Source organism: Micromonospora sp. PTRAS2, from assembly GCF_054052245.1.
Genome location: NZ_JBSWBU010000013.1, coordinates 52,360 through 66,979, shown reverse-complemented (window position 1 = coordinate 66,979; position 14,620 = coordinate 52,360). Strand labels below are relative to the sequence as shown.

17 protein-coding genes are annotated in these 14,620 nt (G+C 67.5%); 10 read left to right on the top strand and 7 right to left on the bottom strand.

Going from position 1 to position 14,620, the window contains the following annotated elements:
• Positions 1–38: 38 nt before the first annotated feature.
• The 3 genes from ACVMYR_RS28300 to ACVMYR_RS28290 all read right to left on the bottom strand — a co-directional run bounded on the left by ACVMYR_RS28300 (position 39) and on the right by ACVMYR_RS28290 (position 2,562).
• Entirely contained in the window at positions 39–1,223 is a 1,185-nt protein-coding gene (locus ACVMYR_RS28300; protein WP_457123221.1) for a M20 family metallopeptidase, read from the bottom strand.
• Positions 1,224–1,225: 2 nt separating this feature from the next.
• Positions 1,226–1,933 carry an XRE family transcriptional regulator gene (locus tag ACVMYR_RS28295; protein WP_457123220.1) on the bottom strand — a complete coding sequence of 236 codons (708 nt, stop codon included), beginning with the start codon at positions 1,931–1,933 and terminating at the stop codon, positions 1,226–1,228.
• Positions 1,934–2,037: 104 nt separating this feature from the next.
• Complete coding sequence (locus ACVMYR_RS28290; protein WP_457123256.1) at positions 2,038–2,562, bottom strand: hypothetical protein; 525 nt, start codon at positions 2,560–2,562, stop codon at positions 2,038–2,040.
• Positions 2,563–3,279: 717 nt separating this feature from the next.
• Here ACVMYR_RS28290 and ACVMYR_RS28285 point away from each other — a divergent pair.
• From ACVMYR_RS28285 to ACVMYR_RS28275, 3 genes are all read left to right on the top strand, one after another.
• Positions 3,280–3,888: an HNH endonuclease gene (locus ACVMYR_RS28285; protein ID WP_457123219.1), complete on the top strand. Its 609-nt coding sequence runs from the start codon at positions 3,280–3,282 to the stop codon at positions 3,886–3,888.
• Positions 3,888–4,868, top strand: a complete 981-nt coding sequence (locus ACVMYR_RS28280; protein ID WP_457123218.1) for a hypothetical protein — start codon at positions 3,888–3,890, stop codon at positions 4,866–4,868. The genes ACVMYR_RS28285 and ACVMYR_RS28280 overlap by 1 nt, the downstream gene beginning before the upstream one ends.
• A gap of 95 nt (positions 4,869–4,963) precedes the next feature.
• Positions 4,964–5,929 carry a YaaC family protein gene (locus tag ACVMYR_RS28275; RefSeq protein WP_457123217.1) on the top strand — a complete coding sequence of 322 codons (966 nt, stop codon included), beginning with the start codon at positions 4,964–4,966 and terminating at the stop codon, positions 5,927–5,929.
• Positions 5,930–5,952: 23 nt separating this feature from the next.
• Here ACVMYR_RS28275 and ACVMYR_RS28270 read toward each other — a convergent pair whose 3' ends face one another.
• Positions 5,953–6,258, bottom strand: a complete 306-nt coding sequence (locus ACVMYR_RS28270; protein WP_457123216.1) for a hypothetical protein — start codon at positions 6,256–6,258, stop codon at positions 5,953–5,955.
• 191 nt (positions 6,259–6,449) lie between these two features.
• On the opposite strand from ACVMYR_RS28270, the gene ACVMYR_RS28265 reads away from it, so the two are divergent.
• Both ACVMYR_RS28265 and ACVMYR_RS28260 read left to right on the top strand, forming a co-directional pair.
• A complete protein-coding gene (locus ACVMYR_RS28265; protein ID WP_457123215.1) occupies positions 6,450–6,800 on the top strand; it encodes a hypothetical protein in 351 nt (116 codons plus the stop codon).
• A gap of 81 nt (positions 6,801–6,881) precedes the next feature.
• The gene (locus ACVMYR_RS28260) at positions 6,882–7,427 is read left to right on the top strand and encodes a hypothetical protein (protein ID WP_457123214.1); all 546 of its coding nucleotides are present in this window, start codon (positions 6,882–6,884) and stop codon (positions 7,425–7,427) included.
• Between the two features lie 901 nt (positions 7,428–8,328).
• Here ACVMYR_RS28260 and ACVMYR_RS28255 read toward each other — a convergent pair.
• From ACVMYR_RS28255 to ACVMYR_RS28245, 3 genes are all read right to left on the bottom strand, one after another.
• Positions 8,329–8,598: a hypothetical protein gene (locus ACVMYR_RS28255; RefSeq protein WP_457123213.1), complete on the bottom strand. Its 270-nt coding sequence runs from the start codon at positions 8,596–8,598 to the stop codon at positions 8,329–8,331.
• Between the two features lie 85 nt (positions 8,599–8,683).
• A complete protein-coding gene (locus tag ACVMYR_RS28250; protein WP_457123212.1) occupies positions 8,684–9,298 on the bottom strand; it encodes a hypothetical protein in 615 nt (204 codons plus the stop codon).
• 123 nt (positions 9,299–9,421) lie between these two features.
• Positions 9,422–9,955 (bottom strand): excalibur calcium-binding domain-containing protein, encoded by a 534-nt coding sequence (locus ACVMYR_RS28245; RefSeq protein WP_457123211.1) that lies wholly within the window; start codon positions 9,953–9,955, stop codon positions 9,422–9,424.
• 413 nt (positions 9,956–10,368) lie between these two features.
• On the opposite strand from ACVMYR_RS28245, the gene ACVMYR_RS28240 reads away from it, so the two are divergent.
• The 5 genes from ACVMYR_RS28240 (at position 10,369) to ACVMYR_RS28220 (ending at position 14,589) form a co-directional block, all read left to right on the top strand.
• Positions 10,369–12,228 (top strand): DEAD/DEAH box helicase family protein, encoded by a 1,860-nt coding sequence (locus ACVMYR_RS28240; RefSeq protein WP_457123210.1) that lies wholly within the window; start codon positions 10,369–10,371, stop codon positions 12,226–12,228.
• 2 nt (positions 12,229–12,230) lie between these two features.
• The gene (locus ACVMYR_RS28235) at positions 12,231–12,812 is read left to right on the top strand and encodes a hypothetical protein (RefSeq protein ID WP_457123209.1); all 582 of its coding nucleotides are present in this window, start codon (positions 12,231–12,233) and stop codon (positions 12,810–12,812) included.
• Between the two features lie 184 nt (positions 12,813–12,996).
• Complete coding sequence (locus tag ACVMYR_RS28230; RefSeq protein ID WP_457123208.1) at positions 12,997–13,401, top strand: hypothetical protein; 405 nt, start codon at positions 12,997–12,999, stop codon at positions 13,399–13,401.
• A gap of 34 nt (positions 13,402–13,435) precedes the next feature.
• A complete protein-coding gene (locus ACVMYR_RS28225) occupies positions 13,436–13,978 on the top strand; it encodes a DnaB-like helicase N-terminal domain-containing protein (protein WP_457123207.1) in 543 nt (180 codons plus the stop codon).
• Entirely contained in the window at positions 13,975–14,589 is a 615-nt protein-coding gene (locus ACVMYR_RS28220) for a hypothetical protein (RefSeq protein WP_457123206.1), read from the top strand. The genes ACVMYR_RS28225 and ACVMYR_RS28220 overlap by 4 nt, the downstream gene beginning before the upstream one ends.
• Positions 14,590–14,620 lie beyond the last annotated feature (31 nt).

The following is a 14,620-nucleotide window of genomic DNA, read 5'->3' as shown; positions in this document are numbered from 1 at the left end:
TTGTTCACCGGCTGGTGGAGAGTTCACGTCGATGCAGGTCAGCGTGGTGCGAGCAGACGGAGCAGTGTCCGATGGTAGACAGCCTGGACGGGCGGGACGGACGCGAGCCGGATCCGTTCGTTCGTGGCGTGCAGTCCTTCGTAGTCCACGCCGAATCCCGCCGTGGCCGGGACGCCGATGCCGGCGAGGTAGTTGCCGATGTTCGACGGGCCCGCGATCTTCAGCACCGGGGCGAGCCCGTAGAGCGCGGCCGACTCGACCAGTTTGTTCACCATCGGCACCGTCGGCGGCAGCGCGTACGGAGGCCACCTCGTGGTGACCTCGACGTGCGTGGGTGAGGTGTCCGGCCACCCGTGGTCGACCGCCTTCACGCACTCCCGCAGCAGTGCCTCACCGGCGCGGTCGTCCATCGCGGGGGTGAGCCGCACGTCGACGTTGAGGGTGCACAGGTCGGGGACGACCGAGTATCCCTCACCGCCGCTGACGGCGGTCACGGTCAGTTTGGGCGACAGAGGGAACCCGGCGACGGTCCCCGGCAGCGCGACGGCCTCCAGGTGCTGGATGAGCGCTGCTGCCTTCGCGATCGCGTTGGGCGTCCGGCGGTTGGCACCGGAGTGGCTGGAGACCCCGTGCACGTGCAGGCGGGCCCGCAGGACGCCGCGTCCACCCACGACGATGTGGTCGCCTCCCGGGTAGCCGATCATGACGCCGTCGACGGGGCCCGCCTGTCGGAAGTAGGTTTTCGCCCCGCCGAACACGCCGGTGTGCTCATCGACGTCGAACAGCAGCACCACCGAGCCGTGCAGCTGGTCGGCGGCTACGCGCAGGTGCGCCCCGATGTGCGAGAAGATCGCCACGGCGGCCTTGGAGTCGGCAGCGCCCCGCCCGTGCAGCCAACCGTCCTCGATGACGGCGGAGGACGGCGGGTGCGTCCAGGCGGCCTCGTCCCCGAACGGAGCCGTGTCGAGGCACGCGTCGAGCACGTACCGCGGCCCGGGCTGCCCGCCGGCGATCTCCACCACCAGCGCGACGATGTCTCCGCCGGCACCGTGCAGCTGACGTGCCGACAACCCGCGCTGACCGAGCCAGCGCTGGAGGAAGTCCAGCACCGGGCCGTACGGGTCGATGCCACCCCGGCTGGGGATGCGGACCAGGTCCCTGGTCAGAGCGGTCACGGAGTCGTGATCATCCTGGGCAGCCAGCCACACCGGATCCTGGTTCACGGTCACTCCCGCTCTCGCAGCACTTCCAACGCGCGGACGTCGTCAACGGTCTCGATGCGCCGAGCGGCAGCGTACGCCTGCCGCCCGTGGTCGAGCAGCCGCGAGGCCGGGCCCGGGCCGAGAAGCACGGCCGAGTCGAACGCCTCATGGGAGGTGAGCGACGGTATGGGCACCACCGCGGCGCGCTCGCTGGCGATGAAGAACCGCTCGGGCGCCCACGGGTCCTCCTCGACGGCCAGGTGGAGCGTCTTCACACCCAGGCTGCGATCCTGCGGGTCACGCAGCTCCAACAGCCGGACCAGGTGCTGCTTGAGCACCCGGTAGTGCGGGGGGCCGTGAAGAACCCGGTAGAGGACGAGCGCCGGATTGGCGACGAGGGCGGCTTCGATCGCCTCCAGATAGCTACCGTTGCGGGACCGGGAGCCGGTGACGATCAGACACTCGCTGGCCTCCCCGACGACCGTGAGCATGGCCGGGTAGAGGTCACCGTACCGGGCGAGCAGACGGGGAGCGTCGTCGGAATCGGCCAGCGGCTGGTCCTGGTGGGCGAAGAGTTCGTCCACGCTCTTGCCGTAGATCGCACACAGGGTCTTGCGGTGGGCATGACTGGTCGTGTGGCGGCCCAGCTCCCACCCGCTGACCATCGTCGGGGTGACACCGGAGTGGCCACCGACGGTCCGTCGGTCTATCGCCTCCACGACGTTCTCCAACGTCCATCCCCGCCCCAGACGGGCACGGCGCAGCGGCGACGGTTCTCGGGTGGAACGACGAACGATGACCTCCACCTCCCCGGTCGTCGACGGTCAGGCAGGCGCTACCGGCCCCGGACGGTCATCTCCCGGACCGGCGACTCGGCCGTGACCTTCTCGCAGACGCTCAACAGCTCAGGATGGTTCCGCAACTTCACATATCCCTGCGGCGGGTGGAACTCCCCCAGCTCCGCCTTGAGCTCAGCACTCGACACACCCGGATACTCCGACACACGCTCGATCGGAATGGCGAAGGCCTGCTCCAGATCCCGGACGTACTCCAGCACCGACGCGCCATTGCCGACACGGGCCTGTTCCGCGATCGCCGCGATCCGCTGCGGTGTGTCGACGACGGCCGGAGCAAGATCGATGACCGGCCCGAGGCGAGCAACCGGAGCGTTCAGGTACACGTACCAGCGCACCGGCCGGCCGCTGAGGAACCGCCTCCGAAACTCATGGGTCTTCTCACCCGCCCAGATCAGGTCGTAGTACACCGCATGCAGCGACATCAACACCGGCTCACGGTTGTCAGCCAGGAAATCGTCGTCGCCGAAGAGGCTCGCCTGTTCGGATGCCGGGAAGAGATTCATCGTCACCCGATCCATACTGCGGTCCATGGCAGCCCAGGCGTGGTTCCGCCCCGGCACGGTGTGTCGCCGTCTTTCCATTCCCCAGTGCTGGCAGGGTCGCGCCCTACCCGCATCGACGTCAACCGACGCAGCCAGGCGATCGTAGCGGCCCGGCTGTCGCCCTCGCAGGCCCCGGCATCTGCCCGACCGCAAGCTTGCCTGTGCCCTGCGCCGGCAGGGACCCTACGGAGGAGCCGGTTCGCTGCGGTGCGCGGCGAGCACAGAGCCGACGACGATCGCACCGAGCCCGCGTACCGCGGCAACGCTGATCTCATCGCGGAGGAAGACCACGCGGAAAGCGACGGCGAAGGCGGGTGACAGACAGAACGCCAAGACCGCCGGGGCGGCGCCGACGCGGGCGACATCTTCACTTCCTCACTCTCTTCGTCGTCAACGAGCGCGCAGGGATCGACTCGCTCCCTGAACAGCGGCGTCTGATCGAGGAGTGGCTGGCTAGAACTGAGTGCTGACGGAGCTGGCCGGCAGTTCAAGGATGAGCAGGTCCATAGGTGTTCCGTCCGGTAGAGCCGACGCGGACACCTGCCGCCATCCCGCCCGTCGGTACATGTCCCGCGCCGCCGCCTGCGGATTGGAAGCAAGAGTCGCCCACCGCTCGGGTCGACTGCTCAAGAGCCGCCGGATCAACCCAGCACCGATACCCTCACCCCAGCGGCGCGGGTGGACGAGCCACTCCATGATGGCGAACTTGTCCGCGTTGAGCACGTCAGTGGGCGGGCATTGGTCGGCTGCATCGACTGGGTCATGGATCAGGCTCCCGCGCCCGCCGCCCTCGTCGGCATGCTGCTCGTCATCGCGCGCTGCTGCGATGACGACGGACGCGGATCCGCTCAGACCGTAGCGGTCATCGCCGAGAAGGCCGGCAAGTCCGAGGGTCAGGCCCGCCGAGACATCGCTCGGCTTCGCGAGCTGGGTTTGCTCCTTCTCGGCGATCAGTCCCTGGTGGACCATCTGCCGAACGGCCAACGCCCCACCGTCTACGACTTGCCCATCCACATCTCCGGGCCGAAGGTGTTCCTCGCGCCACGCCATCGGCCGGAACGCATCGCGCCGGAGGGCAAGCGCCGTCGGGCTATCCCCGCATCTGTGCAGGCCGCGGTGTACCAGCGAGATGGTCACCGCTGCGTCGCCTGCGGGACTCTCGACGACCTGACCCTGGATCACATCTACCCCTGGGCTCGTGGAGACCCCGACACCATCGACAACCTGCGGGTGCTGTGCCGCCCCTGCAACAGCCGGAAGGGCGCCAGAATCATGGCTGGTGTCTGATGGGCTACGAGCTACGCCGAGAGGTCCGTGCTCACCTTCCGCAAGGGCTACTGACCCCGCTGGAGCGCCTTCTCGTCCTGGAGATTGCCGACCAGTGCTGGGATGGCACCCGGGAGTGCTACCCCGGCGCAGGCCTGCTCGCCGCCTTGATCGACCGGCCAGAGCGCACCGTTGAGGAGACGCTGAAGTCGATCGCGAAGAAGTGGATCGAGTTGCGCGTCCCGCTCGGCACCGACAAGCACGGTCGCGTCTTCTACGCCCACCGCAAGGCTCGGACGACGTTCCGGGTGCCGCCGGCCGCGACCTTGCGCGCCCGCTACGAAGAGATCGCTGGACACCCGTGGGAGACCTCGCTGGTGGCGTCCCTGCCCGGCGCGTCGGGAAGAAAGCCCCCGGGAAAGACGGGGGCATCCGACGAAAAGGCCCCGGGAAAGTCGGGGGCATTCGAGGAGCAGAAGGCCCCGGAAACCTCGGGGGCTTCCGGCCCGAAAGCCCCCGAGAAAGACGGGGGCATCACCCCCGAAAGCCCCCGGGAAAGTCGGGGGCCTACCACCAACCCCCCTCCCCCAACTTCTTCCCCCACCACCACCCGGGAGGCGGAGGAGGCGGAAGCCGCACCCGAGACCGAATCCGTCGACACCGCCGCTGTGCGCCTCGTCGACACGCAACGCGGCAACCTGACGATTCCCGACGCCCGAGAGTTGACCCGCAGCGTCACCGCCGCGTTCCGCCGAGGGTGGCCGGCTGAAGCCATCGCCGACGTCCTCGACCGACCGCTCACCGGACTCGACGACCCCGGCCGTGGCCTGATCGGTCGGGTGCGGAAACTGGGAGCCCCGCCAGCCCCGCACGAGATGGTGCCGACCAGCACCCGCAAGCCAGCTCGGGCCAGCAGCACCTTCGAGCCGTACCGGAACGCCGCTGACGAGGACTACCTGAACTGGGTCAACGGCCCCCACCACGAGGAGCCCGCAGCATGAAGCAACCACGCAAGGACATCGCCGGCAGCCGGTGGCCCCCTGCTGTCGCTCCCAGCGCCTAAGGTGATGGATCCCAAGGAGGCGAGGTTACGAGAATGACCGCCGACCGCATGCTGCTCCGTCACGGGCTCCGCCGCCGGAGGACCAGCCTCAAATCCAAGACGCTGCTGTCGTCGTCATCCTCCCGTCGGGGGGCGTTCTCCGCCGCGATGCAGCAGTTCGAAGAGCTGATGACGGCCTCGGCGGCGGTTGGGCCGGCTTCCCGACCCATCACCCTGTACTACGCCATGGCCCAGGCAGGCTTGGCCGTCGCCGCCGCTCACAAGCCCGACCCGTGGTCGTTCGGCAAGCACGGCCTCAAGTTGCACAACCCGAGGTCGCCGCTCGCTGACATCGGTGTGGGGCCGGAAGGCGTGGGAGCCTTCCAGTTCGCGGCTCAAGCCACCAGTTCCCCTGAGCTCCACCGGCCGGTCCGCTTCGGGGCCCTGTGGTCGTCCCTGCCGGACCTCGGGGAGGTCTCTCCCCTGTCATTCGCGGCACCTGAGGCGTTGACGGTGCTGCCCGAGCAGTCATCGCCATCGGCCGAAGCAAGAGTCATTCTGATCTGCCCCAATCCTGGGCCCGAGAAGTTCATGTCGACCTTGACCGAAGCCCTCCCTAAGTACCCTGGTATCAGCGGCTTCAGGGTCATCCCCGGCTCGTACCGAGAGATCCGGAAGAACCGATGGTCTGTCGACCTTCAGTGGGATCGGCCGTTGAACTTCGACGAGGTGGCACCTCCCTACCGGTACAACGGCGAGCACTACCTGCGCCCATCATTGGATGACCAAGGCGGCAAGCCTCCCTCGCCATTCATGACCTGGTGGGCGATCCTCTACACGTTCTCCATGCTCAGCCGCTACTTTCCCCGCGAGTGGGCGACCGCGTTGGACATCGACAAGTCACCAGATGCCTACTTGCTGGAGTACGCGCTCGACCTGGCGCTTGATGTGGTGCCACACCTGACGATGGAAGCGCTTGACGGCGAACCGGCTCTTTTCACCAAGCCTCTTGCCTTCTAGGCGAGGGGAAACCCCGGCAGTGCCTATGCCTCATCGGTGGTGGCCATCAACCACCACCCCAATCCCGCCAACACGAACACACCCGCCGCAGCCCACGTCCCCACCCATCCGTCCACATACGCCAACCCGAAGGCGGCCGCGAACAAGCCGCCACGCCACAACACCCGCACCCACTGCGGCATGCTCGGCTCACCGCGCAGGGGCCGCCCCGACACCCACCACCACGCCCCCGCGAAGATGGCGAACATGGCCATGAGGGCGAGGGCGAACAGTCCAGCCCCGCCTTTCGCCGCGTCGGTCATGTCTCGCCGGGTCACCCAGTTGACCACTGCTGCTCCTCTGCTGTGGGACGGAACCGCCAGTGTGGGATGTGTTGGCGAGGCGGAGGGTCGGCTGTCCGGGCTGCGCTGCTGTCTCGAAGCCGACACGGCGGGCCTGTGACCGAAGTTCTGCTTGCCCCCGACGTACGCCGCCGCTGAACTCAGACCCCGACCCCTGCAACCAATAGAAAGGCCCGACCGTGACCGCCAGATATGCCCGCCGCATGCCCGCCTGCGCCCACGTCGATATCGGCAGCAACCTCCTGGCCACTCGCGACTACCTTATGGACCTGATCAGCGACCTGTCAGACGCCTACTCCCGGTCGTCCCCCGAGGTGAGGGCAGCCGAACAGACGCTACGAGCCGTTGACAGGCTGCGAACCGTGCTGGACAACTCGTCAGCCAACGAACTGCCGGACGACCGATGGGCGCCGACTATCTATCGAGGGGCGAACGACGACGAGCGGCAGGCGGATATGGAGCGGGTGATGGAAGCCCACTGGGCGGACGACCCGACCTGCCCGTGCGCCGCAGGCACCCAACGCCGGTGACCGCCGATCACGCGCCCGCAGCTGTGCTGCACCGCGCCTACCGCCGCCGGCCCCGCTGACCCCGCCACGAACGGAGGCCCCATGACCGACCAGCAGCCATTCACCGCCCAGCCCTACCCGCTGTTCTACGCCCAGCTGGACGACGACACCATCCGCTCCGGCCGCGTCCTCGGCTGGATCAACGTCCACCTGCCCGCAGAAGCGCAACCCGTCGTCCTCCTCAACAACCCCGACGGCAGCATCGACCGGGTCGTCTACGTCGAACACGACATCGTCCAATTCTCGTGGATCCGCGACACCCTCAACGAGGCGGTCGCCGCCGCCGAGAAGAAGCTCGTCGAGGGTCACCCCGCTGCGCCCGGCAAGCAACCGACGATCGATGCCGTGCGGCGAGCGTGGCCCGAGGTCGTCTCCCGGTTGCAGCGGAACAACCGGCGGGTGGCAGCCCTCGCCCAGTCCGCCCAGGTCGACGAGATGACCGTGGACGGGATCATGCTGTCCACGGCGAGCGCCGTGGTGGTGAAGATGATCAACGACCACGCCGGCCCGATCAGTGAGGCCGTATACGAGATCCTGGGCATCCGGTGTGGCGTCCACGCCCGCGTGCGGGCGAAGAGCATCGACTAACAGCCAGCGTCAGGCTGCCGTCACACCTTCGCGTCCGGGGTGGCCAACAACCACCATCCCAGTCCGGCCAACGCGAAGATGCCGCGGCCGACTGGGTCCCCACCCAGTCGCCCCAGTACGCCAACAACCATGCGCCGACGAACGCGCCCGCTCGCCATGCCACCCGGGCGGGTTGCGGCCGCTGGCGACCGGGTCAGCTCCGGCGCGAACGCGCCACTGCCGTCAGAAACTCCTAAGTGACTCTGATCGCTTGAAGCCCGTCTAGAACGGCACGCAGCTTCACCATGTCGCTCTCGCGCTGATATGACCAATCTCCTACTGAATGCAACTTGATTACCAGTCGCCCGTCGGACAGCAGGTAGATAAACTGCTCGTACTCGTCTCCATGGCTCCAATAAGGCCAAGAGCAAACAGGCCAACCACCTTTGTGATACTCCCGCTGGGCTACTTCAAGAGGTCGCCCCAAAAGTGATCGCCAAAGCGACGGCACCTCGTACCACTCTTGCAGCAGAAGATGCTCGACCCCAGGAAAGCCCCGAGCCTCCAGCGACACAAGGGCAGCCTTGGCAGCTTCGGCAATCCGAGCCCTAACGTCCGCGAGTTCCCGGCTCTCCGCCGCTGCGGATGCCTCAGATGCGGCCCGCCGCCGCCGCTCCGACTCCTTCGCTTTCCTACGGGCGATATCGTCAGCTCGGGACATGACCTTCGCTTTCTTGTCGTTTTCGCCTCTTATAACGAAGATGATCGCTCCGACCCAACGTGCAACGAGATATCACCACAACTCACATCTATCGCAGCTCTTCAACGGTTGAGGCGCTAGTACCACTTCGGTATGCGCTGCTCGCCACCAGGATGGACACGCGGCCCCAAGCACACTCCCGCGTCGCAGCAGCGATTCGCGCTAAGTAACTTTCCTACGAGCGAACTGGCTCGCCCACCTTGGAGCAAGGCCGGCAATCCGAGCATCGACGCCCGAACTGGTCAGCAGCCACTGAGGCGGGTTAGGTAGCAGTGGACCCGGAGCATCAATGATCCAACCCTCCGCACCCAGCGTGTCGTAGGTGGACAGTAGGTAGCCGGTGAACACCTGCTGATTGCTCGCCGTCTGGAACACGTACACCGGATCGGCCGAGGCGATCGTGAAAAGCTGTCCGTACTCCCACTTCTCCATGGCGGGCAGTGTCACCGAACGGCAGGCCGTACGCCCTCGCTGTGTCGGGTGACCGACATGGCGAACGCCCAACGGCTCACCACGATCAACGGCGTTGTTGTCCGGTGATCACTCCCTGTCGATTCACCGACAGCACCGAACCCCGCGCGGCCTCGTCCTCGTCCTCCCCCTGCTCCTGGCTGCGTTTCACGAGACGCTCCAACTCCCACAGTGCCCGCACCCGGGCGGGCATCTGCCACCAGCGGCCGTCAAGAACCATGCCCATCTGCTTGGAAAGGTCGTAGATCATCTGAGCTTTGTCATGTCGGGTACGGGCCGACAGCATGATCCCGTGCACGGTCGTGATGTACGACATGACCATCGGGATCGACCGTCCCAGGAACGTTCCTACGTGCTCGTCCGCGCCATCCACCAACCTTTGCGCTTGCTCGCGCATCCGCTCGTACTGGCGGCGGCGCTCGGCGCGCACCGCTTCCCGGACATCCCCACGCATCTCCTTGGGAAGGTCCACACTGAGGAAGGCAGCCGGTATGGCGATGCTCGTGATGGCCGCCGACAGCGCACGCCGGGACTTGCCGGCTGCGAGGATGCGTTCCTTGCGAGCTTCGAGGCGTGGCTTCGCCGCGTACTCGACGGCAAGGGTGACGAACACGGCTGTGGCTGCGGCGGTGGCGACCGTGTCCCAGTTGATCGTTGGCATGCGGGGCAGTGTGCCGGGGGCGGCATAGTGTGAGAGCGTGTCGTAACTGTCGGCTGGGCGACTGGGCTCGTGCGAGAGCCCCACGCTTGACGCAACCAGCCGGGAGCTCCCGCACGTCTAGGTCTACTCGCAACCCACGCCGTCGCCGTCTCGGTCGAGCTTCCGGGAGTACCCAGGGTCACCGCGCCGGATCGGGTCCGCACCAGCCGCTCTCACCGCCGCGCAGTTCGCGTAGTACACGTCGCCGTTGGTGTCGTCGTAGCCGCCCCGATCCCCGTTACCGCCGTCCGGCTCGCACGCCTCACCGTCCCCGTCGCGGTCCAGCTCGGGCCGGTAGCCGGGCTCCCCTTCGAACAAGGGCGCATCGTCCGCGTCCCTGACCGCGTCGCAGTTCTTGTAGTAGGGGGCGGCCTTCGGCTTGCTGGTGGTCATCTTCGGGGTGGGACTGCTGGTGGGCGGGTCGGACGGTTCGATCCGGTCGGGGGTGGGGGTTGGGCTGGCGGTCGTGGGCGCTACGTCCGCGATCCGCTTCGCCGTCGTGGGCGGGGCCGGTTCGTCGTCGGAGAACGCTCCGATGACGCCGCCGCAGCAGAGGACGGCAACGATGGCGATGGCTGCGCCGAGGATCGGGCTGGGGTTCTTCTTCGGCCGGGTCACTCGGTGGAGTGTGGTGTGTGTGGGTGGGTTGCCGCAGGGGCCGTTCGGCTTGCCGCGGTGTCAGGTAGCCGACTAGCAGGCCGTAGGCGACAGACCCGGCGGTGCGACGACTACTGGCGGGTGAAGGGCCGTCGGGATCACCCCTCCACCCGCCCAGGAGACTTCGTGCCCGTCGACGACATACCCGACACGGTGTTGACTCTCTGTTGAGCATTGTCGGCTTCACGACAGAAGTCTCTGGATTCACGCTACGCCCGATGATCTGCGTTTCACCAGCTCAATCCTGTCAATCGAGGCCTTCCGACCCACACTCGAAGGTCGACCAATCCGGCCAGGGACTCCGACAACGAACACGAAGAGTGCTCTACAGTGCTCGACGGAACATCACGGCGAAGCACTCGAAGGAGCTGCCCGTGACCTCTCCCCTCGACCCTCGACGCAAGTTCAGCGCCACGGAACGGGCAGCCCTGTTCCTGGCCGCCGACGGCAAGTGCACCTACTGCGGCGGCGCTCTCGAACCCGGCTGGCACGCCGATCACCGGCAGCCCCATTCGCACGGCGGTGCGACAGACATGATCAACGGGCAGGCGCTCTGCCCCACCTGCAACCTTCAGAAAGGGGCCACCCCCATGTCCAACCTCCGCCTGTGGCAGGAGCGAGCCACCAACACGTTCTACGCGGCCAACAAGAAGGACTTCCTCGTCTGCGCCACCCCCGGCGCAGGGAAGACACACTTCGCCCTGATGCTCGCCAAGCGGCTACTCGACGAGGGCACCATCCGCCGGGTGGCGGTCGTCGTACCCACCGACGCGCTGCGTCAGCAGTGGGCAGATGCGGCAGGCCGAGCAGGGATCTCGTTGATGCCCGTCAACGACACGGCGGACTACGCCAAGCCGGGCTACCAGGGGTGCGTCGTGACCTACGCCCAGATCGCCCGAGGCGTGGGCAGCGACATGCTGCGGCACGCCACCCGGGTCCCCACCCTCGCCATCATGGACGAGGTGCACCATGCCGGCGACAACCGATCGTGGGGTGACGGGCTGAAGAACGCCGTCGAGCACGCCGTCCACCGCCTGGCTCTCACTGGAACTCCCTGGCGCGCGGACAACAACTCCCCGATCCCGTTCGTCACCTACAACGAGAACGGCACGGTGCAGGTCGACTACGCCTACGAGTACGGGGAGGCCGTCGCAGACGGCGTGTGCCGCCGCATCGAGTTCCACGCCTACGACGGCGAGGCCCGCTGGATCGACTGCGGCAAGGTCGAGACGGCAGCCCTAGGCGCCGACCTTCTTGAGGAGGATGTCTCTGCCGCCCTTGACGTGGTGTACCACCCCGAGAAGGAGTGGATGCCGGTTCTCCTGCGCAAGGCCGCGGAGGCACTCGACGAGGTGCGTCAGGAGATTCCCGACGCCGCCGGTCTGATCGTGGCGGACCGCAAGTGGCACGCACGCGCCTACGCGAAGCTCCTGGAGGACATCACCGGCCGCAAGCCGGTGGTTGTGGTCTCCGACGACCCGGAGGCAAAGGCCGAGATCGACCGCTTCCGAACGAGCCGCGACACGTGGATCATCGCGGTGCGCATGGTGTCCGAAGGCGTCGACATCCCCCGCCTGGCCGTCGGCGTCTACGCCGCGAAGATCCGCACCCCACTGTTCTTCCGGCAGGTCGTGGGGCGGTTCGTTCGCGTGCGGCCGGACGAGGAGTTCAACGCGCGTCTGTTCATCCCGGCCATCACCGTGCTGATGAACCACGCCCGAGAAATCGAGCAGGAGTTGCGCCACCAGCTCGAAGCCGACCGGGCCAAGGAGGCGAAGGCCCGAGCTGAAGCCGGCGAGGGTGCCGGGCAGGGCATGCTCGACTTTCGGGAGCCGCTGTCAGCGTCGGAGGCCATCTTCGACCGCGCGATCCTCGGCGGGCAGGAGGCCGAAGCGGCTAAGGTCGAAGCCGCTCAGGCGGAGTGCCGGAGGCTCGGCATCCCCCCTCAGTACGCAATGAACCTCGTGCCGTTGCTCGACCGGATGCAGGAGGCGGCGTCGGCGGGAGTTGCCGCAGCCGCCGGGAACCCCCGGATCGAGGAACCGCGGCACCGGCGCGAGCGTGTGTTGCGGGGCGAGATCGACAGCCTCGTCGGCAAGGTGTCGTACCGCACGGGCAAGGACAAGCGCGAGGTCAACACGGAGTTGCTTCGCCGTGGATACCCGGCTCGGAAGCACGCCAGCGTCGAGCAGTTGGAGGAGATCCGCAACGAGTTGGCTCGGTGGCTGGGATAGGGATGGCCAACGTTCTAAAGCGCAACGCAAACGTCGTCGAAGCGTTGGGGTCGGCGCTTCGGCAGGGCGAGCACGCGATCGGGACGGTGCCCGCTCTGGTGAAACGGGTGCTGGAGGAAGAGTCGTGGCGCGAGTTCGTCACGCAGCGGGGTGAGCATGTCCAGCACGAACGGTTCACGGACTTCGTGGTGGCGCCGCCGTTGGCGGGCATCGGGGCGACGGTGGAGTTGCTGCGTCGAGTAGTCGCCGACGACGTGGAGGCAGTCGATCTGCTGGACCGCGCGCTACAAGCAGACGGCAGGCCGGGGCAGCGAACAGACCTGGTTGATAATAGAAACGAGGTTGCATCGGTTCCTAGAGGCACCAGCAAGGACTATGCTCTGCGACGGCTACGCAAGGACGCGCCCGATCTGCACGCCGAGGTACTGGCGGGGAACCTGTCCGCCCATGCCGCGATGGTCAAGGCCGGCTTTACGCCGCCCAGGTTCACGGTGCAAGCCAAGTCAGCCGAGCAGGTGGTCGACGCCCTGCGACGGCACCTAACGCCAGAGCTCCTAGCCGAGGTCGTCGCCAAGCTCAGGTGACAATGCCATCCCGAACCTGACGGATCTCGTCGCTGGAGTGAACAACCGCACCTGTCCTGGTGCACAGGCAGCTCGAACCAGATGGCAATCAACGGCTCGGACGCCAGTATCGAAGCGGAGTCTGAACAGCCCCGCCTCCGCTGGCCCATACGACGGGTGTCATCCCTCGGCGAGAGGAGCCGCCATGTCCACCCCCCACATCTACCGCCCCCTGCAACCCGACCGGCTGCGCCTGCGGGTCCCCTACGAGGGAGGCTCCAACCGGCGCTGGATCCACGCCACCCTCGGTGCCCGCATCCAACCCATCTACGACAAGCCGACCGGCCGGTGGCTGATCGCCCGCCCCCACTTCACGACCCTCGTCGACCACCTGCTCGACCGGTTCGGGCAGGTCGACGCGACCGTGGAGTTCTCGATGACCCGCCGCTGCGACGTCCGTTGCCAGGAAGCAACCGGGGACGACTGCGACTGCTCGTGCCTCGGCGAGCACCACGGTGGTGGGCTGTGGGGCGGTGGGTGGATTCAGGTCGGCGAGACCACGTTGATTCGACCGGAGGTGCAGGTACGGCACATGCGGATCACCAGGTAGGAAGAACCCGAGGCAGAACCAACCGGAGGAGCCGATGACCGATCCCATCCCCAGCGACGTGCTGGACGAAGAACGGGCCCTGATCGCCCAGCTCATGCTCGGCACGGAATACGCGCGCCGCATCGTCGAGTTCCTGCCCTCCCGCGACATGCAGGACCTGCGGCACCAGCTCATCTACGACACGATCTCCGCCATGTGCCGTCACGACGAACCGATGGACGTCGCGTCGGTGGAGAAGGCCCTCACCTACAAGGGTGAGATCGCTGCGACCGGCGGCAGGGACTACCTCCGCAGCATCGTCAACGGCGCCCAGCCGTGCCCGCCCGGCCGTCTGCTGGCGCTGGCCGGCGTCATCGCGGGCCGGGCCGTCGACCCGAGCATCCCCCCGCTCGGCTCTGGCCCCGTCGACCGTCCGGAGAGCCCGCTCCCCGCCGTGTACCTGACGGTCGGCGACAACGGGATCGGCTGGGCTGGACTGGACCGGCAGCGCGCCGACGAGCACGCCTCGAACGCCGGCGAGGTGTTGGTGGCCCTGCCCGTGGTCGCCGACTATCGCGTCCGCGAGGCCAGCCGATGACCGGCACCGACGCCACCCCCGCCCGCCGGCAGCCCTCGGAGGTCCTCAGCCAGCGGTCCCCCGTCGACGCTGCCTGGACGCGCCAGGTCGAACCGCAGCGGCAGCAGCTCCTCAACCGGTTCGACGACGCCAGCAGCCGGGTCGCCGCCGCAGACGAGGAATGCGACGGCCTCGACGCCGCAGCCGAACAGGACCTCGCCGAGCTGGAAGCGAAGATCCCCGACGTCGGCGAGGAACCCACCGAGGTGGAGTGGCTGACCCGGCGAGCTGCGCAAGCCGACCAACAGGTCGCGTTCGCCCGCCACGACGTCGCCCTCCGCGAGGGAACCGTGCGGCGGGAGCACTCACGCCGGGAGGCCGTCGAGGTTCAGGCCCGGATCGGGCAGATCGACGACCTGCTGGAGGGCGGCGCGTACGCGGCCGGCGCCGAAGCGCAGATGGCCATCCTCATGCTCGATGTGCAGCAGTCCGGGCTCGACCTGGCGCATGAGATCGCCTCCCTGGACTTCGCCCGGCAGCGGCTGGCCCTCGCGGAGCATGTGCAGCGGGACGTCCACGCGGCGCTGCGGGCGGCGCGGCGCACCGAGGGCCAGGCCCGGAAGCCACGATGATCGGACTGACCGCGACGCCCACGACGAGGAG

What these genes read in the sequence shown, in the direction of transcription:
- ACVMYR_RS28290 (WP_457123256.1), bottom strand. Translation starts at nt 2,562, where the DNA reads ATGAATCTCTTCCCGGCATCCGAACAGGCGAGCCTCTTCGGCGACGAC.
- ACVMYR_RS28280 (WP_457123218.1), top strand. Translation starts at nt 3,888, where the DNA reads ATGGGCTACGAGCTACGCCGAGAGGTCCGTGCTCACCTTCCGCAAGGG.
- ACVMYR_RS28275 (WP_457123217.1), top strand. Translation starts at nt 4,964, where the DNA reads ATGACCGCCGACCGCATGCTGCTCCGTCACGGGCTCCGCCGCCGGAGG.
- ACVMYR_RS28260 (WP_457123214.1), top strand. Translation starts at nt 6,882, where the DNA reads ATGACCGACCAGCAGCCATTCACCGCCCAGCCCTACCCGCTGTTCTAC.
- ACVMYR_RS28255 (WP_457123213.1), bottom strand. Translation starts at nt 8,598, where the DNA reads ATGGAGAAGTGGGAGTACGGACAGCTTTTCACGATCGCCTCGGCCGAT.
- ACVMYR_RS28250 (WP_457123212.1), bottom strand. Translation starts at nt 9,298, where the DNA reads ATGCCAACGATCAACTGGGACACGGTCGCCACCGCCGCAGCCACAGCC.
- ACVMYR_RS28235 (WP_457123209.1), top strand. Translation starts at nt 12,231, where the DNA reads ATGGCCAACGTTCTAAAGCGCAACGCAAACGTCGTCGAAGCGTTGGGG.
- ACVMYR_RS28230 (WP_457123208.1), top strand. Translation starts at nt 12,997, where the DNA reads ATGTCCACCCCCCACATCTACCGCCCCCTGCAACCCGACCGGCTGCGC.
- ACVMYR_RS28225 (WP_457123207.1), top strand. Translation starts at nt 13,436, where the DNA reads ATGACCGATCCCATCCCCAGCGACGTGCTGGACGAAGAACGGGCCCTG.
- ACVMYR_RS28220 (WP_457123206.1), top strand. Translation starts at nt 13,975, where the DNA reads ATGACCGGCACCGACGCCACCCCCGCCCGCCGGCAGCCCTCGGAGGTC.